The sequence below is a fragment of the Hyunsoonleella aquatilis genome (assembly GCF_014270105.1).
Classification (GTDB): Bacteria; Bacteroidota; Bacteroidia; order Flavobacteriales; family Flavobacteriaceae; genus Jejuia; species Jejuia aquatilis.
Genome location: NZ_JACNMF010000001.1, coordinates 522,566 through 541,811 on the forward strand (window position 1 = coordinate 522,566; position 19,246 = coordinate 541,811).

General features: G+C 38.2%; 14 protein-coding genes. 11 read left to right on the forward strand and 3 right to left on the reverse strand.

From position 1 onward, the window contains the following. The first annotated feature begins 1 nt into the window (after position 1). The 10 genes from H7U19_RS02250 to flxY are packed head-to-tail and all read left to right on the forward strand — an operon-like array spanning position 2 to position 12,367. On the forward strand, positions 2–625 hold the full coding sequence (locus H7U19_RS02250; protein ID WP_186558209.1) for a porin family protein: 624 nt from the start codon (positions 2–4) through the stop codon (positions 623–625). An 11-nt stretch (positions 626–636) separates the two neighbouring features. Then, positions 637–1,230 (forward strand): porin family protein, encoded by a 594-nt coding sequence (locus tag H7U19_RS02255; protein ID WP_186558210.1) that lies wholly within the window; start codon positions 637–639, stop codon positions 1,228–1,230. A gap of 1 nt (position 1,231) precedes the next feature. Then, positions 1,232–1,597 (forward strand): ApeI family dehydratase, encoded by a 366-nt coding sequence (locus H7U19_RS02260; RefSeq protein ID WP_186558211.1) that lies wholly within the window; start codon positions 1,232–1,234, stop codon positions 1,595–1,597. Between the two features lie 6 nt (positions 1,598–1,603). Next, a complete protein-coding gene (locus H7U19_RS02265; protein ID WP_186558212.1) occupies positions 1,604–2,089 on the forward strand; it encodes a hypothetical protein in 486 nt (161 codons plus the stop codon). 22 nt (positions 2,090–2,111) lie between these two features. Beyond that, on the forward strand, positions 2,112–3,308 hold the full coding sequence (locus H7U19_RS02270) for a DUF2062 domain-containing protein (protein WP_186558213.1): 1,197 nt from the start codon (positions 2,112–2,114) through the stop codon (positions 3,306–3,308). Continuing rightward, on the forward strand, positions 3,301–6,978 hold the full coding sequence (locus H7U19_RS02275) for an MMPL family transporter (protein ID WP_186558214.1): 3,678 nt from the start codon (positions 3,301–3,303) through the stop codon (positions 6,976–6,978). Before H7U19_RS02270 ends, H7U19_RS02275 begins: the two co-directional genes overlap by 8 nt. 4 nt (positions 6,979–6,982) lie before the next feature. Next, entirely contained in the window at positions 6,983–8,524 is a 1,542-nt protein-coding gene (locus tag H7U19_RS02280; RefSeq protein ID WP_281386114.1) for a phytoene desaturase family protein, read from the forward strand. A gap of 11 nt (positions 8,525–8,535) precedes the next feature. Beyond that, entirely contained in the window at positions 8,536–9,411 is an 876-nt protein-coding gene (locus H7U19_RS02285) for a cupin-like domain-containing protein (RefSeq protein WP_186558215.1), read from the forward strand. Next, on the forward strand, positions 9,408–11,078 hold the full coding sequence (locus H7U19_RS02290) for a C45 family autoproteolytic acyltransferase/hydrolase (protein ID WP_186558216.1): 1,671 nt from the start codon (positions 9,408–9,410) through the stop codon (positions 11,076–11,078). The genes H7U19_RS02285 and H7U19_RS02290 overlap by 4 nt, the downstream gene beginning before the upstream one ends. Beyond that, entirely contained in the window at positions 11,078–12,367 is a 1,290-nt protein-coding gene (gene flxY, locus H7U19_RS02295) for a flexirubin biosynthesis putative acyl-CoA ligase FlxY (protein ID WP_186558217.1), read from the forward strand. Before H7U19_RS02290 ends, flxY begins: the two co-directional genes overlap by 1 nt. Before the next feature lie 6 nt (positions 12,368–12,373). On the opposite strand, the gene rpe is transcribed toward flxY, so the two are convergent. From rpe to H7U19_RS02310, 3 genes are all read right to left on the reverse strand, one after another. Then, the gene (rpe, locus tag H7U19_RS02300; protein WP_186558218.1) at positions 12,374–13,036 is read right to left on the reverse strand and encodes a ribulose-phosphate 3-epimerase; all 663 of its coding nucleotides are present in this window, start codon (positions 13,034–13,036) and stop codon (positions 12,374–12,376) included. 312 nt (positions 13,037–13,348) lie between these two features. Continuing rightward, on the reverse strand, positions 13,349–14,212 hold the full coding sequence (locus H7U19_RS02305; protein ID WP_019387909.1) for a sigma-70 family RNA polymerase sigma factor: 864 nt from the start codon (positions 14,210–14,212) through the stop codon (positions 13,349–13,351). Between the two features lie 157 nt (positions 14,213–14,369). Further along, the gene (locus tag H7U19_RS02310) at positions 14,370–14,744 is read right to left on the reverse strand and encodes a hypothetical protein (RefSeq protein WP_186558219.1); all 375 of its coding nucleotides are present in this window, start codon (positions 14,742–14,744) and stop codon (positions 14,370–14,372) included. A 179-nt stretch (positions 14,745–14,923) separates the two neighbouring features. Here H7U19_RS02310 and H7U19_RS02315 point away from each other — a divergent pair, with 179 nt between their 5' ends. Further along, complete coding sequence (locus tag H7U19_RS02315) at positions 14,924–18,937, forward strand: hybrid sensor histidine kinase/response regulator transcription factor (RefSeq protein ID WP_186558220.1); 4,014 nt, start codon at positions 14,924–14,926, stop codon at positions 18,935–18,937. Positions 18,938–19,246 lie beyond the last annotated feature (309 nt).

Below are 19,246 nucleotides of genomic sequence, written 5' to 3' on the forward strand. Positions count from 1 at the left end.
AATGATGAAAAAGTTATTCCTTCTTTTAATAGTGGTGATATCTTGGGCCAATGCAGTGGCTCAAGTTAAAGTGAGGCCAGGCTTAAAACTGGGTTTGAATTCAGCCAAATTGACTAATGTATATCAATCTGAAAGAAAACTTGGGATAAATGGCGGGCTGTTTGTCAATGTTCATTTAACCAGATTTTATGAATTGCAGGTAGAAGCGGGATATTCCAATCAAGGAACGGATTATAAGTCAAGTCGTTCTGGTGGTTTTGATCCCATTATAGATGGTAATTTCAGTGATGACATAAACTTGGAATACCTTTACTTTGGGATTGCCAATAAATTCTTTCCCATTCAAAATAACGGTTTGAACCTTATTGTAGGGCCTTCAATAGATATTTTGGTTTCTGAAAACCCTAACGATTTTTATGTTCCTTTTGATTTTGGATTGTTCGCCGGTGTAGGCTATGAATTTGCATTTGGATTGGGATTGGAGCTAAGATATAAACAAGGCTTTTTGGACGTTCGTGATAGTTACTGGTCGGATTTTGATGATGATGAATATGATTTTTTTGATGGGGATAATGTGTTAAATGGGGTCTTGCAATTAAGTGCAACCTATAGATTTGGATTTTAAATAAGATTATAATGAAACGAGCAGTTTTAGTTTTTGCACTAGTTGTATGTTCTTCTGGTGCATTTGCCCAGTCAAAAGTGTCTTTTGGGTTTAGAGGTGCTGTTAATTTGGCCACGCTTTCCAATTCAGATTTGGATACAAAAACTGGACTATATCTCGGAGCGATTTTGCCGATTAGAATTTCGGATATTTATACTTTGCAACCCGAAGTTGGATATTCCAATCAAGGAGGGGATGCGGGTATTTCATCCGGAGGAGATGTAGATATTCACTATATATCGATTACAATAACAAATAAGTTTTTCGTAAAAGACTCCGGTTTCAATTTTATCATTGCACCAAGTTTCGATTTTGATACCGATGATACGTTCATCGGTCTAGCCAATAGGGTAGAAGGCAATGATATTACTTTTGTAGATATGAGTATTGGATTAGGTGTAGGATATTTATTTAGTAACGGTATTGGGATTGATTTTAGATATAAACGCGGGCTTATTGATGTTTTTTCAGATACTTTTCATAGCTTTAATTCCGAACAATATGAACTGGAAAACCAGTTTAATACGCTTTTTCAACTAGGAATAACCTATCAATTTAGTTTTTAGGATGCAGTTAAAGGATTTTTACAAAGTAAATGAATTGAATGTTGAGGAGAATTTGGCTAAAGCCAATATTACCATCAACAAAGATCATCGTATTTTTAAGGGACATTTCCCTGGAAACCCTGTGACGCCGGGAGTTTGCATGATGCAGATTGTAAAAGAGCTTACAGAGGAAATTGTGGGTTCAAAGCTGTTTATGCAATCTTCAAGCAACGTTAAATTTATGGCTATCATAAACCCTGAAAAAACACCCGATTTGGATTTAACTTTGGATATATCGAAAACGGAAGAAGGCTACAAAGTCAAGAATACAGTAGTTTTTGGGGAGACTCCGGCACTAAAATTGACAAGTAATTTTAGGGAATTATAAGGAAAAATGAAGTTTTTGGTCACATATTGTTTATGTTTTATTGCGCTGGTTACTTTGGATTTAAGCGTGATACGTACGGCGTATAAAGGTGCGGCACAAAACGCGAAGGAAGTTGATGCATTTTATGAAAGTTTGGCTAACGTCTCTAAACAAGACCGCCCAGAATTAGTGGCCTATAAAGGTGCCGCCATTGCCTTAAAAGCCAAAAAGTCTAAAACCCTTAAAGCCAAAAAGGAAGGCTTTATTGAAGGTGTAGAATGGGTGGAATTTGCTATTGAACAAGCCCCAAATAATGTGGAAGCCCGCTTTATAAGATTAAGCATACAAGAAAACACACCAAAATTATTAAAGTATAAATCCAATATTGAAGAGGACAAGGGGTTTATTTTAAAACACTTTAAAAACATTGGTTCCACTTCATTGAAAAACTACATAAAGGATTACATTTTGCACTCCAAAGTCTTTACGGGTGAAGAAAAATCATTAATTTAGTTTTATTCGAAAACTACGCTTTGTGACCAACCCAACCTTAACCCAAAACATAAAACTCTTAAATGTTTGTGTGTTGATTCCAACATACAATAATGAACGCACTTTAAAACGTGTTCTTGACGGTGTTTTAGAAATTACCGACAGGGTAATCGCAGTGAATGACGGCTCTACGGACAACACAAAAAGTATATTAGAAGGCTATCCCCAGATAGAAAAGGTGTCCATCCAAAAGAACAAAGGAAAGGGCAATGCGTTGCGTGAGGGTTTTAAAAGGGCAGTGGAACTTGGATACGATTTCGCTATTACTATTGATTCTGACGGGCAACACTTTCCGGAGGATATTTCGGTATTTATGGCTGAACTAGAACGTTCCGAAAATAAAAATATGCTTTTAATTGGTGCGCGAAATATGAGCCAAGAAGGTGTTCCTGGAAAAAGCAGTTTTGGAAATAAGTTTTCCAATTTTTGGTTTTGGTTTGAAACTGGAATCAAACTTACTGATACACAGTCTGGTTTTAGGTTGTACCCCCTAAAAGCCATAGATAAACTTAGATTAGTGACCAATAAATTCGAATATGAAGTTGAAGTTATAGTAAAGGCCGCTTGGGAGGATGTTGAGGTAAAGAACGTCCCCATTCAAGTGCTTTATGATGAAAACGAACGGGTATCGCACTTTAGGCCTTTTAAGGATTTTACCCGAATCAGTATTCTCAATACCTATTTGGTGTTTTTGACATTGGTCTATATCAAACCGCGAAACCTATTTAGGAAACTAAAAAAAAAAGGATTTAAGCAGTTTTTCGTTGAGGACTTTTTAGGGAGCAACGATACTCCAACAAAAAAGGCACTGTCTATTGCCCTAGGGGTATTTATTGGCCTGTCTCCCTTTTGGGGATTTCATACTGTAATCGTTATTTTTTTGGCTATTTTTTTAAGATTGAACAAGGTAATTGCATTTGCGTTTTCCAATGTAAGTCTGCCTCCTTTTATTCCGTTTGTGCTTTATGCCAGTGCCAAAATGGGTCAGTTTATAATGGGGGTGGATTATAATTACACCCTCGAAATGTTCCAAAACGATTTTGAGATTACCGAGCATTTAAAAACATATATTGTCGGGAGTTTTACCTTGGCGTCCTTTAGTGCCCTAATTTGCGGTACCCTGGGCTTTTTAATTTTGTCCGTATTCCATAGAAATCGCATAGCAATCAACAATGGGTAGATGGTTTTATGGCATATATAGTTTTATTGCTTCAAACAGACTAAAAAGTTTAGGTGTAATACTGTTGCTAATTACCGCAGTCGCGTTTTTGGCCATGCGAATTGAATTTGAGGAAGACATCACCAAGCTAATCCCCCAAACCAAAAAATCCGCGCAAGTCCAAAAGGTATTAAAACAGGTCAACTTTGCTGATAAAATAATTGTAAATATTTCCCGAGGGGAAACCGGTAGTGTCGAGGATTTAACCAATTACGCCTCTACTTTTTTAGATAGCATTATGAATACTTCGGAGGCCTACATCAAGCAGGTTCAGGGGTATGTTCAGGATGAGGAAATTAACAATACGATTGATTTTGTCTATGATAATTTGCCCCTTTTTCTGGAAGAAGAGGATTACCATGTCATTGAGCAAAAACTGCATTCGGATAGCATTCAAAACATCACACAAAACAATTATAAAACCTTGGTTTCGCCCTCTGGTTTTGTTGCGAAAGAAACCATATTAAAAGACCCACTAGGTATCACTTTTATGGCCTTGAACAAACTGAAAGGTCTAGGTTTTGGGGATGATTTCACCATTGAAAACCAATTTTTATTAAGTAAGGATAAAAATCATATCCTACTATTTATAACCCCGACTTTTCCGTCCAGTGAAACGGATGCCAACGCAGATTTTGCCTCAGCGCTGTATCGACTGCAAGACCAATTGAATTCAAAATTTGAGTCGAAGGCCTCCTGTGAATATTTTGGAGGGGCATTGATTGCAGTGGCCAACGCCAATCAAATCAAGACGGACATCCAATTAACTGTGGGCATAGCAGTTACGGTCTTATTGCTCATTCTTGTACTCTTTTATAAAAAGCTGGTTATTCCATTGATTTTGTTTTTGCCTACTGTTTTGGGAGCTTTGGTGGCTATTGCTTTGCTGTATCTTTTACGTGGGCGGATATCCGCCATATCCCTTGGTATTGGGTCGATTTTATTAGGCGTTACCCTAGATTATGCCCTTCATATTTTGACCCATATTCGGTCTGGGCATACCATAAAACAGTTGTACGCGGACATCGCCAAACCAATTTTGATGAGCAGTTTGACCACCGCCCTAGCCTTTTTATGCTTGCTTTTTATCAAGTCTCAAGCCCTTCAGGATTTGGGGGTTTTTGCTGCAACAAGCGTTCTGTTTTCATCGGTGCTTGCCCTAATTCTAATACCTCAGCTTTATAAATCTAAAGTGGTTTCGAAACAAAGGGCTACTGTTATTGATCGTCTTGGGAACTTTTCGTTTCATAAGAAAAAATGGTTGATTGGTTCGATAGTCATTCTTGTGGTAATCAGTTGTTTTACCTACAATAGAGTCGTTTTTAATAACGATTTGAATACCCTTAACTACCAACCCGAGCATTTGATTAATGCGCAAAATAAGCTGGACCAACTCATCAATATGTCCTCAAAATCGGTGTATTTGTCAACGTATGCAGATACTCAACAAGAGGCACTCGAACAAAACGATTCTATTTTTAAAATGCTCGAATCCCTTCAAAATGAAGGTAAAATCATCCAGTTTAGTTCCATTGGGTCGTTGATCGCTTCCGCAACACTTCAAAACGAAAAGATAAAAACTTGGAATGCATTTTGGTCTGAAGCCAAAATTGAAAAAGTTAAAAACGATTTGATTCAAAGTGGTAGTGCGCTGGGGTTTAAGCCTGTTGCGTTCTCAATGTTTTATCAAACTTTGAAAACTGATTTTAAACCTTTGAAAGTTGAAGATTATCAAGCCATCAAAACGATTTCATCTGGAGATTATATTTCTGGAACGGAAGACTTTGCAACGGTTACCACATTAGTAAAGGTGCAAGATGAGAATTTGAAGCTTCTAGTGGATTCTTTCGAAAATCAGCATAATACTGTAGTTATCGATAGAAAAAATATGAACGAAACTTTTTTGGGCAATCTTAAAAATGATTTCAACAGGTTAGTTTTATATTCATCAGTTGTCGTTCTAGTGCTACTTCTTCTGTATTACAGAAGCCTTTCATTGACTGTGGTTACCGCGCTTCCTATTGCATTGACCTGGTTGCTGACCGTTGGAATCATGGGGCTTTTCGGTCTAAAATTCAATATTTTTAACATCATCATCTGCACTTTTATTTTTGGACTCGGTATCGATTATTGCATCTTTATTACCAACGGTCTGTTAACGGAATACAGGACCGGGGAACGCGAATTGCCCATCAGAAAAATTTCCATCATCCTTTCAGTAATTACTACTTTGCTGGGGATTGGGGTGCTCATTTTGGCAAAACATCCGGCACTTTTCACGATTTCAGCCGTGTCCGTGGTAGGTATTTTGTCGGCTTCAGCCATGGCGTTTACAATACAGCCTTTATTGTTTAAGTTATTTATCGGTACCAAAACGAGACGTCCTATTTCTATAAGAGAGTTTGTCCACTCTTTGATTTCCTTTGGATACTATGGGATTGGAGGGTTGATTTTGTCGATACTGAGTGTAAGCCTGATACCCATTATTCCCATATCCAAAAAACTTAAAATGAAGGCCTTCCACAGGGTGCTTTCAAAGTTTATGAAATCCGTATTGTACACCAATCCTTTTGTGTCCAAAACGGTTTTAAATCCTTTTCAAGAAGATTTTAAAAAACAGGCCATCATCATTGCTAACCACACCTCTTTTCTTGATATATTAGCTATGGGGATGTTACATCCTAAAATCATTTTTTTAGTGAACGATTGGGTGTATAATTCCCCGATTTTCGGGCGGGCTGTTAGGTTAGCGGGGTTTTATCCTGTGTCCAGCGGAATAGAAAGCGGGGTGGAGCATTTACAGAAAAAAGTAAATCAGGGCTATTCCTTGATGGCATTTCCGGAGGGAACACGTTCAACAACCAACAAAATAAAGAGGTTTCATAAAGGGGCTTTTTATCTCGCGGAACAGTTCAATTTGGACATTCTACCGGTACTGATTCATGGCAATTCAGAAGTGTTGCCCAAAGGCACTTTTGTAATTAAAGATGGTAGTATTACACTAAAAATTTTGAAGAGAATACCCTTCAATGATGAAACTTTTGGTAAAACTTACCGGGAGAAAGCTAAAGCCATTAGTACGTTTTTTAGGGATGAACACGCTAAGCTACGTGAGGAAATTGAGGGAGAAACCTATTTCCATAATTTGGTTTTGGAAGACTTTGAATATAGAGGGAAAGCGATTTATGATAGCCTGAAAACGGATTTAGGTGAAAATACTAAAGTGTATAAAACCCTGATAGATGATTTGCCTGAAAATGGTATTTTTGTTAATATTTCAAAGGACATAAGTCCATTGTTTTTTTTACTGGCCCTGGATAGTCCGGACAGGAAAATATTTTCTTTTATTGAAAATGAGGCGCATCGAGAGTTGATGAAAAACTGTGTTCTCACCAACACGTCGTATAAAGTTTATTTAAAGGACAGTCTTAACGATTTAGATTTTGAAAACGCTGATGTTTTTGTAATTGATAAAAAGCATATCGAAGAGAGTCTGTTAGAAAATTTGGTAGGTAGTGGAAAACTTTTCGTATTATTAAATGAAAGTGTGAAATTATATACTAAGTTTATGACATCTTTGGGATGTGAGCAGGTTATGGTTAAAAGTAATATGGCCGTTTTAAAATCATGATATTTTGAAGTACAAGGATCATTACGATGTTGTAATTATGGGAAGCGGGTTGGCTGGTCTCGTCTCCGCGATCATTTTGGCGAAGGAAGGAAAAACTGTCTGTGTTCTTGAAAAAAACAACCAGTACGGGGGCAACTTGCAAACCTTTGTCCGCGATAGGACCATATTTGATACGGGAGTTCACTACATTGGTGGCCTAAGCGAGGGGCAGAATTTACATCGGTACTTTTCATATATTGGAATTATGGAGGATTTGTGCTTTCATAGAATGGATGAGGATGGATTTGACATTATTTCTTTTGATGACGACCCAAAAACATATAGGCACGCCCAGGGCTATGAGAATTTCGTGAAACAATTGGCCGTTGATTTTCCAAGTGAAGAAGAAAATATAAGAGCCTATTGCAAAAAGTTGCAGGATACTTGCAATAAGTTTCCACTTTACGTTCTTGAAAAAGGACCGTCTCATTATGCAGACCCTGATATTTTGAAGCTTTCGGCAAAGGACTGCATCAATTCTTTTACCAAAAACGAAAAATTAAGGGCTATTTTGGCCGGAACTAATTATTTATATGCTGGGGAAGCCGATAGAACTCCTTTTTATGTGCACGCCTTGTCAACCAATTCATATATACAAAGTTCGTATCGATGCATTAAAGGGGGTAGTCAAATTACTAAGGTATTGATTCGACGTTTAAAGGAACTGGGAGGCGATACCTACAATCACCATGAGGTGAATCGTTTTCATTTTGAAAATGGAAAAATTGCCTCGGCTATTACAACGAAAGGCATTGAAATTCATGGGGATTTGTTCATTTCCAATTTTGAACCAAAACGTACTTTAGAATTAATAGGGGAGGATAAGTTCAGGAAATCCTATGTTAATCGCATACGGAAAATCGAAAGCACAATTGCACCATTTACGCTTTATATTGTTTTGAAACCTGAAACCTTCAAATATCAGAATAGGAATTTTTATCACTTTAAAGACCATAAAAGAGTATGGGATACATTGGATTATGAGGAATCAAACTGGCCGGAAGCCTATATGATGTCCATGGGTATAAAAAATGAGGAAAGTGTTTATGGTGACAGTATTGCCGTAATGACCTACATGAAATACGATGAGGTTTTGCCATGGGAAGAAACTTTTAATACCGTTGCCAAAGAAAATGATAGAGGCCAGACCTATGAGCAATTCAAGACGGAAAAAGCTGAGCTTTTGATAGCTGAATTGGAGAAAAAGTTTCCGAATATTAGAGATTGTATTCAGGCATATTATACCTCTACGCCATTGTCTTATAGGGATTATATCGGTTGCAACAGAGGTTCCATGTATGGCTATGTAAAGGACGTAAACAAACCTTTGCATTCTTATCTCGCACCAAAAACTAGAGTTAAAAACCTTTATTTAACGGGTCAGTCCATCAACATGCATGGCATTTTGGGGGTAACGATTAGTGCGGTTGTAACCTGTGCGGAAATTTTGGGTAAAGACTATTTGCTGGATAAGATAATAATGCACCAAAAAGAACAAGTTAATTAAAAGGAATAGCTATGGCAAAATTCAAGTTGAAGCCCATAGAAAGGGTAAAGAATATTACCAAGGAAGAATTTGTTCAAAACTATTACAAGCCTCAGCGTCCTGTTTTAATTGAGGGCTTGACCAAGGATTGGGGTGCTAATGAAAAATGGAGTTTGGATTATATCCAATCTATGGCTGGGGATCAGGTAGTACCATTGTATAATAACCAAACGACTAAAGGAAAGCAAAAGTCAGCCGAACCGGTTACCGAAATGAAGCTATTTGATTACATCGAACTTTTAAAAACCAAACCTACCGACCTGCGTATTTTTTTCTATGATGTTATGAAAAAGATGCCGAAGCTCCTCGAGGATTTTAGTTATCCTAACATTGGGATGAAGTTTTTTAAGCGTTTGCCAGTGCTTTTCTTCGGAAGCAAAGGTTCTCAGGTATTGGCGCATTATGATATGGATTTGGCCGATTTGTTGCACTTTCATTTTCATGGCACCAAGCGCGTCTTGTTATTTTCGCCTGACCAAACCAGGTTTTTATATAAAATTCCATACGCAGTCCATAATTTGGAAACCATCGATATGACCAATCCCGATTTTGAAACCTATCCAGCTTTAAAACATGTTGAAGGCATTGAAGTCACTATGAAACATGGGGAAGCTTTATACATGCCCAGCGGGTATTGGCATTTTGTTGAGTATCTAGATGCTGGTTTCTCTATGACTCTTAGAGCGTTTTCTAAAAAGCCAAAGGTGGCACTAAACATGCTTTACAATGTCTTTTTTATGCGCCATTTTGAAAATAGAATGCGCAAATGGAAAGGCCAAAAATGGATTGATTATAAAGATAGGAAAGCGGTGAAACGTACCCATAAAGCACTCAAGGATTTAGAATGAAAATCGTTTTACGCAAAATACGTTTTGCCTTTTTAGCGGGAATGTACCTTTCTGTAGTATCCTGTGGGGTTTCAAAATCCTTGAAGGATGTGCCCGAGGTGGCTCAATATGATGCCTCTACGGCAGAGCGAATTTCCGTAAACGATTCCACCTTCACCTCGGGGAAAAATAGTTTTGCGAAAAACAAATATGGCGCATGGGAACTTTACGTTGAGGGCAACCCCTATCAATTAGGTTTGAATACAGGGCTTTTGACCAAAGAGTTGTTTGAATTTCAGGAAAACGCTTTTTTAAGTAAAGTGAATGAATTGGTGCCCTCAAAGTTTAAGCAGTGGTTGCTCAGAAAAATTTTGGCATTTTATAATCGGAAAATGTACCTCCATATTCCAGAGGAATATAAAACAGAAATCTATGGGCTGTCAAAATATGCAGGGGATGACTATGACCACATTGCTGATGACTATTTAAGGGTTTTATACCTCCATGGCGCGCACGACATCGGGCATGCGCTTCAAGATTTGGCATTGGTGGGATGTTCCTCTTTTGCCGCTTGGGGTGATAAAACTGAGGATGGTCAACTCCTTATCGGCCGGAATTTTGATTTTTATGCCGGCGATGATTTTGCCAAAAACAAAATTATTGCATTTGTCAACCCTGCTAAGGGCCATAAATTTATGTCCGTCACCTGGTCAGGAATGATTGGGGTGGTTTCGGGAATGAACGAGCATGGGCTTACGGTGACCATCAATGCCGGAAAATCAAAAATCCCTTGGATTGCGAAAACACCAATTTCCATCCTTAACCGTGAAATTTTACAATACGCATCTAATATTGAAGAGGCAATTGCCATTGCAAAAAAACGGCAAGTGTTTGTATCCGAATCCATTTTTATAGGTTCAGCCAAGGATAAAAGAGCTGTAATTATTGAGGTTTCGCCTAAAAACTTTGGGGTTTATGAGGTGGAGAGTTCAAATGAACTTATTTGTTCTAATCACTTTCAAAGTGAAGCTTATGCCGAAGATGAAAACAATATCTTGCACAAAAAGGAAAGCCATTCCGTCTATCGATATCAGCGCATGGAAGAATTATTGGATGATGCAAAAAAGATGAATGTTGAAAAGGCTATTGCAGTTTTAAGAAACAGGGAAGGGATTGATGATAAATCTCTGGGCTATGGCAATGAAAAGGCCTTAAATCAGTTGAGAGCACATCACGGGATTGTATTTAAGCCAGAGGAAAGACAGGTTTGGGTATCCTCAAACCCTTATCAGTTGGGAGCCTTTTTAGCGTATGATTTGGATGAGGTGTTTTCCGGTAAGTTGCCGAAATGGGGCCTTTTAAACCAAAAATTGATTGTTGAGGAAGATGAGTTTTTATACTCCCGAGCCTATAAGGATTACGAAACCTACAGAAAATTGAATCGTGATATGCAGGAGGCCATTAAAACTGATAAAACAGTACTTCCTGAAACTATTGACACTTTTAAAAAAAGCAATCCCAACTTTTGGGAAACCTACTATCAAATAGGCAAGTATTATTATGAAAAAGGATATTATAGGGCGGCCTTAATTGCTTTTGAGGAGGCAAAGACCAAAGAGGTGACCACAGTCCCTGATTTGAGAACTTTAGATGATTATATCAAAACATTAAAAAGAAAATTAGATTGATGATTCCTGATATAGAAAAATCGTCCACAGCTGAGATTAAGGCCTTTCAAGAGAAAAAACTTGTAGAGACTTTGGCATATTTGAGCAAAACATCAAGGTTTTATAGGCGTCATTTTGAGAAACATAATGTGGATATAGCAGAGATAACATCGTTAGAATCCTTATCGAAAATCCCGACAACTACAAAGGAAGATCTTCAGTTGTATAATGACGATTTTATATGTGTGCCACGCCATAAAATTATCGATTATGTAACCACATCGGGTACTTTGGGTGATCCTGTTACTTTCGCGTTAAGCGACAAGGATTTGGATAGGCTTGCATACAACGAGGCTATTTCGTTTGTTTGTGCCGGTATTGGAGAAAATGATGTGGTACAGTTGATGACCACTATGGATAGACGGTTTATGGCTGGGCTGGCTTACTTTTTGGGTGTCCGAAAATTGGGTGCAGGAATTGTAAGGGTAGGTGCGGGTATTCCCGAACTGCAATGGGACTCCATTCTAAAGTTTAAACCAACGTATTTAATTACTGTTCCATCGTTTCTTCTGAAGCTCATTGCTTATGCCGAAAAACATGATATCGACATAAATAATTCGGGTGTGAAAGGTGCTATTTGCATTGGGGAGCCACTTCGCGAGCAGGATTTTTCTTTAAATACGTTATCCAGTAAAATTCTGTCCAAATGGGACATAAAACTATATTCAACTTATGCTTCAACAGAAATGAATACGGCATTCACGGAGTGTGAATATCAGATTGGTGGGCATCATCATCCGGAGTTAATCATTCCCGAAATTTTGGATGATAATGATAATCCGGTAGAGCAAGGTGAAATAGGGGAATTAACTATTACGACATTGGGGGTAGAAGCCATGCCATTACTGCGTTTTAAAACTGGAGATATGCTTAGGATGCATCATGAGACATGCAAATGCGGTAGAAATACACCTCGGTTAGGGCCAGTTTTGGGACGAAAAAAACAAATGATTAAATATAAGGGAACAACCTTGTACCCACCTGCGATGGGTAATATTTTGAACGATTTTAGTGAAGTGGACTGCTATATTATCGAAATATCACATAACAGTATCGGTACGGATGAAATTACATTGCGCATTAGCGCCAAGACTATTTCCGAGCAGTTGTTGCATAATATAAAGGATCATTTTCGAGCAAAACTCAGGGTTACCCCGAAAATTCAATTTCACGATAAAAAAGAAATCCTTGCCATGCAGTTTCCTGAAATGAGTAGGAAGCCAATTAATGTAATTGACAAAAGGACTTAAATTAGTCTAAGAGTTTGCAATTGCCCTTAACTCTTTGATGGTCTTCGGTTGGTTGGAACTCTTAAAAACAAAACTACCAGCTACAAGCACATCTGCACCGGCAGCGGCCAATTGTTTGGCATTTTTACTGGTTACGCCACCGTCAATTTCTATTTGTGCAGAAGCGCCTTTACGCATTATCAATTCTTTTAATTGAAGCACTTTATTATGGGTGTTCTCAATAAAACTTTGGCCTCCAAAACCGGGGTTGACACTCATTAGGCAAACCAGGTCGATATCGTTAATAGTATCTTCCAATACATTTACATTGGTATGTGGATTGAGGGCAACGCCGGCTTTCATCCCCTCGGCTTTAATAGCTTGAAGTGTCCGGTGCAAGTGGGTGCAAGCTTCATAATGAACCGTCAAAATATCACTTCCCAGCTCTGCAAAAGTTTTAATATACCTATCGGGGTCAACAATCATGAGGTGGACATCGATAGTCTTTTTTGCGTGTTGGGCAATAGACTTCAGTACAGGCATCCCAAATGAGATATTTGGAACAAATACGCCATCCATGATATCGATATGAAACCAGTCAGCTTCGCTTTGGTTTACCATTTCAACATCGCGTTGAAGGTTGCCAAAATCAGCGGCGAGAATTGATGGGGCGATTAATATTTTTGACATAATTAGGTTTGGTTATTTAGATTTTTGCAAATGTAATTAAAATATGCAGATTTTAAGAGACAGGAGACAGGAGACAGGAGACAGGAGACAGGAGACAGGAGACAGGAGACAGATTATTGTTGATAGTGAATTCGATTCAAGCCAGGAAGAAAGCTTAGCCGGCTTGAAGTCCCTCTCCCTTTGGGGAGGGATTTAGGGAGGGGCTGGGGGCCAAAATAAACCCCCGGTAATCAGCCGGGGGTTCTTTCATCAATCAAAAAACGAACAGTTATGTGTAACTGTTGTTACCGTAATTTAGTCGTAGCACTGTTGCTATCCTAAATATGTTTTCAATATTTTGCTTCTAGACGTATGTTTTAATCTACGAATAGCTTTTTCTTTAATTTGTCTTACACGCTCGCGGGTTAAGTCGAACGTTTCGCCTATTTCTTCCAAGGTCATTGGGTGTTGGTTTCCTAAACCAAAATACAAGCGGATAACGTCAGCCTCACGAGGCGTTAAGGTTTCTAAGGCACGCTCAATCTCCGTACGTAAGGATTCGTGCAACAATTCCTTGTCTGGATTTGGTGACTCACCTGAGTTCAATACATCGTACAGGTTGGAATCCTCACCTTCAACCAATGGTGCATCCATACTTACGTGACGGCCAGAGTTTTTCATGGACTCCTTCACATCGTTGATAGTCATATCCAACTCTTTTGCAATTTCTTCAGCAGAAGGTGGTCTTTCGTGACTTTGCTCTAAAAAGGCGAACGTCTTGTTAATCTTATTGATAGAGCCAATCTTGTTCAATGGCAATCGCACAATACGAGATTGCTCGGCCAATGCCTGAAGAATCGACTGACGAATCCACCAAACCGCATAGGAAATAAACTTAAAACCTCGGGTTTCATCAAAACGCTGTGCGGCCTTAATCAAACCTAAATTACCTTCATTAATCAAATCAGGTAAAGTCAATCCTTGGTTTTGGTACTGTTTTGCTACCGATACAACGAAACGAAGGTTTGCTTTGGTCAACTTTTCTAAAGCTATTTGATCGCCAGCTTTAATGCGTTGTGCCAACTCCACTTCCTCATCAGCGGTAATTAAGTCTACCTTACCAATTTCCTGTAAATATTTATCTAACGAAGCGGTTTCCCTATTAGTAACCTGCTTCGTAATTTTAAGTTGTCTCATCTAAAAATCTCCTGTAAAATTAATTGTGAATCTTGGGTTCTCTTTAGTTATACGTACAAATAACAAAAAATGTTACAAAATGATACACATTAATTTTATGTTGTCTTTTAATTGGACGCAAATTCCGTTAAAAAGTCACAACGTGTTAAATATACAATTATATTCTAATAAGTTTGGTGTTGGTGAGGTTGATGTCCTCTAGCATATCCTTTGAGAATTGAATATGTCCTCGCTTTGTAATCAACTTAAACCTATGGGATTTTAAGTTGCTCAGAGTTTGTAGAAATAGCCATTTTGATTTAAGAAGCTGTGGCTTTTCTGACTTCAAACTGATGTCAAAAATATATTTTCGTCCCTCTTTTGTCGCCACGATGTCAGGGGTAACGGCAATATCACTTCCTTTTTTTATATAGGATTTTGGGGATTCGTAGCCATCAATATCGACTTTAATGTTTTCAAAACCGCGATTTTCCAAGTAATTGATGGATTCTTCTAAAACGTCTGAATGCTTGTCTTTTTCTGTGTAAACCATATGTCATTTTCATTTAAAGATTAACATACAATATACACACTGATACGAGAAAGTCAAGTTTTTAACAGGGTTTAACAGTTTTTTCGATAGGTGTTATTTTAGAATAACAAGCCTTTCTGTAAGAATATAATTTCTATATTTAGGAATCTTTCGTTACAAACCAACCATTTAAAGTACAAATGAATAAATTTTTATGTTCTATTTGCATCATTTTCAATGTTTGCACAGTACTTGCCCAAAAGGCGGTACCTAGAATTGAATATTTATCCATGGAGGACGGTATGTCCCAAGTGTCAGTGAATGATATGGTGATGGACGATAAGGGGTTCGTTTGGATTGGTACAGCAGATGGACTGAATCGATATGATGGGAATATATTTAAAACATTTCTGCATGATTCCAATGATTCGCTATCAATTTCTGGAAATTATATTACTAAAATCGAAACCTATAGCGACGGGAAGCTTTTGGTAGGCACAAGGGACAAAGGCCTTAATTTGTACGATTCACATCAAAATACTTTTCGAAGTATCAAATTTGGTATTACTGACCAACAGGTTACTGTTAGCGGATTGGCCAAAGACCACCAAAATGGCATTTGGGTGGCTACCCTAAATCATGGATTGTTCTATTGGGAAGATTTAGTAGGTCCACCTGTAAACTATAGGAGTAACTCTGCCATTACAGGCATTTTTAAGGATAATACCAAGATGTTGTGGGTCGGCCATTTGGACGGGACCATTCAAGGTTTTTTTGAGGATTTTGAACATCCAAAAGTCCAATTTAAGATTTTGGGAAATGTTCAGAGTTTTTTCAAAACAGCGGATAATTTGTTCGTCGGGGGTTATGACGGATTTTATGCCTATGAATTTGAAACTGGTAAAGTAAAATCCATAGAGCTTGAAAATAGTGGAGCGTTCAAAACCATGCATGTGTTGGATTTTCTTAAAGAAGACGACCGTCATGTTTGGATAGCCACAGGCAGAGGCCTGTATCTTTATGACTTCATCGATCTAAAAGTAAAGGATAAGATAGAGTATAAAGAGGAAGCCGGGCTAGGCTTAAGCAATAATACCGTACAGGCTTTGCTGAGAGTTTCCCCGACTCAATTGTTTGTGGGCACGGCCAACGAATTGAACTGTATTGAATTTAAACCTTCCGTATTCCAGAATATCTCAAAGAACAAAAAGGGGCAAAGGTTGCTCAATGACAATGTGATTTTTTCGGTTTACAAGGATAAAAATGGACTTTGGGTGGGTACTTCGGATGGAGGGCTAAATCTCATTACCAATGATGGTGTATATTATTATGTTGATAACCAGAACGAATCAAATTCCATTGCCGGCTCGGTGGTAAGGGCCATTGTTTATGATAAAATAAACAACCGAATATGGTTTGCTACTACAAGGGGGCTTAGTCTGCTGGATATGAATAATTTTGATCCGCAGCACCTTAAGTTCAAAAACTTTTATCATGATCCAAATAATACCAATTCCATCAATGCCAACTTTTTGAAAGATTTGGTTTTGGATGGCAACAATGTGTTATGGGGCGCTACCCACGAACATGGTATTTTTCGAATGGAGTATCATCCAAACGGTAGCTATAACATTGCGCGTTATAAACATGATGCCGATAAGAGTAATACATTAACCAGCAACGAAACCAATTGCTTGGAGCTCGATAAAAATGGAAATATTTGGGTCGGCACTCAAAATGGTGTTTCAAGAATTTCTTTTAAGAGTAACAACTACAATCAAATTCAATTCAAAAATTTCAGAAAGGAGGATTACACTAAAGGCAGTTTAGCCCATAATGCCGTGAATGATATTTTAGTGGATGACAATGCCCGTGTTTGGATGGGCACCAGAAAAGGGTTGAGCCTTTTAAATAGCGATGGCGACTTCACTTCGTGGTCAAAACAAGATCAATTTCCCAATACGCTGATTTACAGTCTTCAAGATGATTTACGAGGTAATCTATGGATTGGGACTAATGACGGATTGGTAAAGTTTGACCCCGTTACCCAGAAGTTTGCACATTTTTCTACATTCGACAATATTCAAGGCAGGGAGTTCGATACGCATGCCAGATATCGCGAAGACGATGGCACAATTTATATGGGAGGGGTGGAAGGACTTACTTACTTTAACCCCAATTCTATTGCAACATTGGATGCGCCCCAGCAGCTCTATTTTTTGCAGTTGAGTATAAGGGAGGAGGTAATTGAGTCTTCCCATGGTCAAAGGACTCTTGAAGCTTCAATTGAAGCCACAGCAAAAATAAATATTCAAAATAATCAGTTCCCGTTTTACCTGAAATTTTCGGCTCTGGATTTCCGATTAGATAAAAACATTAAGTATGCCTATAGGTTAACCCCTCTTGATAATGAATGGAATTTTATAAACGACAATACCATTCAGTTTTTGAATTTACCTCGAGGAACTTTTGATTTGGAGATCAACGGATTTTCAAGAGGGACAGTTTGGAATAAGCCACCGTTACAACTAAAAATCAAGGTATATCCGCCTTGGTGGTCCAGTAATCTTGCTATTCTCAGCTACATCGGATTGCTGATTGCCCTGACCTATTGGTTTTATAATTTTCAATTGTCCAGAAAATTGGCCTTGGCCGAATCCAAAAAATTAAAGGAGATAGACCAACTCAAAAATTCGCTATACACCAATATTACCCATGAATTTAGGACGCCGATTACTGTGATTCAGGGAATGGCCGAAACTCTGGAAGAAAACCAATCCAAATCATCGGATACAGCAAAATCACTCCATTTAATAAAGGAAAACAGTTCCAGTCTTTTAAAAATGGTAAACGACATGCTGGATCTTACCAAATTGGAAAGTGCCGAAATAGACGTAGACTTGGTGCAAATGGAGGTGGTCAACTACATCCAGTATATCTTCGAAAGCTTTGAGTCCATGGCCAAGGAAAAGCAGATTGATTATGTGTTTTATTCCGAAATAAACCAATTATACATAGATGTTGACGCCGAAAAACTGGCAACAATTGTCAAAAACCTAATCGTGAATGCCATAAAATTTACGGAGGATCGCGGGAAAATCATTTGTCATTTAAAAACAGAAGACAAAACCTTAATGATTAAGATTATTGATGACGGCATAGGAATCCCGAAGGCCGACCTCCCAAATGTATTCGAGAAGTTTTATCAAGTTAAAAATTACACTTCCCCGCAATTTAAAGGCACGGGCATTGGCTTAGCGTTGACCAAGGAGTTGGTAAAATTGATGGGCGGGCAAATTAAAGTAAATAGTGAAGAAGGAAAAGGAAGCGAGTTTACTGTGACGTTGCCCATTTCAAACCAGGCTCATATTTCAACTAAAAAAGTTGAAGTGCATGCGGAAAGCAGTGCGAGTTTGGCAAAGGCAACTATTGCGGATGACCAGAACGTACCTATCCCAATCGATGAAAAATCGGCAATTGCCTTGATTATAGAGGACAATAAAGATGTTGCCTATTATTTAAAAACCTGCCTTGAAAAGGATTACAAAATCCTTTTGGCAGAAGACGGGGAAAAGGGTATTGAAATAGCCAAAACCTATATTCCAGATATCATAATCAGCGATGTGATGATGCCCAAAAAGAACGGTTTTGAGGTTTGTGCTACCCTTAAAACGGAATTGGTGACCAATCACATTCCAATTATACTTTTAACAGCGAAAGCCAGCGATAAAGACCGTATAGAAGGATTGACCCATGGTGCCGATGCCTATTTGGTAAAGCCATTTAATAAAAAAGAGCTGTTTGCAAGAATAGGTCAATTGATACAGCTTAGAAAAACCATGATTGAAAAATTCAGTCAGGAGGATTTTAGAGCTTTTATTGAGCGGAAGGACAAAGAACCTCAAACCTTATTCATTCAACAGGTGGTAAAGTTGGTAAATACATCTCTGGACGATTCGGATTTTGATTCAGCAAAACTCGCCGAAAAAATGCATTTGAGCGAATCGCAGTTATACCGAAAGATTAAAGCCACCACCAATCGATCAACGGCCGTTTTTATTCGGTCTATTCGATTGAACAAAGCCAAAATTCTTCTTCAAACCTCAGATAAAACCATATCCGAAATTGCTTACGAAGTTGGGTTTAAGGACCCTTCTTGGTTTAGCCGTGCCTTCAAAAAAGAGTTTGGAAAATCACCTACCGAAATCCAATAATTCACCCATGTTATTCTTCATAAATATGCAAGAATAGTGCTAATCTTGAACCCTTTCAGCAAAAATAATCCTAGCTTTTGACAAGATGCTGAAAGCCAAATATGGCATTCTATCCTAATATTGCATCACATCCTTCTCCCTTTATAGATTCAATTAATAGCAACCTTGAATCTAGAATAAAACCAGCTAGTGCGTCGGAAATTCATATTCATAAAATGAGCAAATACGTGAATGCACCATTCGCCTGCAAAGTTTTCATCTGGATCCATGGAAGGTTAAAAAAATCGATTTTTAAAATTCCTCTTTTTG

Coding starts and splice junctions, on each gene's coding strand:
- H7U19_RS02290 (WP_186558216.1), top strand. CDS start 9,408: ATGAAAATCGTTTTACGCAAAATACGTTTTGCCTTTTTAGCGGGAATG.
- H7U19_RS02265 (WP_186558212.1), top strand. CDS start 1,604: ATGAAGTTTTTGGTCACATATTGTTTATGTTTTATTGCGCTGGTTACT.
- H7U19_RS02260 (WP_186558211.1), top strand. CDS start 1,232: ATGCAGTTAAAGGATTTTTACAAAGTAAATGAATTGAATGTTGAGGAG.
- H7U19_RS02250 (WP_186558209.1), top strand. CDS start 2: ATGATGAAAAAGTTATTCCTTCTTTTAATAGTGGTGATATCTTGGGCC.
- H7U19_RS02310 (WP_186558219.1), bottom strand. CDS start 14,744: ATGGTTTACACAGAAAAAGACAAGCATTCAGACGTTTTAGAAGAATCC.
- rpe (WP_186558218.1), bottom strand. CDS start 13,036: ATGTCAAAAATATTAATCGCCCCATCAATTCTCGCCGCTGATTTTGGC.
- H7U19_RS02275 (WP_186558214.1), top strand. CDS start 3,301: ATGGGTAGATGGTTTTATGGCATATATAGTTTTATTGCTTCAAACAGA.
- H7U19_RS02255 (WP_186558210.1), top strand. CDS start 637: ATGAAACGAGCAGTTTTAGTTTTTGCACTAGTTGTATGTTCTTCTGGT.
- H7U19_RS02285 (WP_186558215.1), top strand. CDS start 8,536: ATGGCAAAATTCAAGTTGAAGCCCATAGAAAGGGTAAAGAATATTACC.
- flxY (WP_186558217.1), top strand. CDS start 11,078: ATGATTCCTGATATAGAAAAATCGTCCACAGCTGAGATTAAGGCCTTT.
- H7U19_RS02305 (WP_019387909.1), bottom strand. CDS start 14,212: ATGAGACAACTTAAAATTACGAAGCAGGTTACTAATAGGGAAACCGCT.
- H7U19_RS02315 (WP_186558220.1), top strand. CDS start 14,924: ATGAATAAATTTTTATGTTCTATTTGCATCATTTTCAATGTTTGCACA.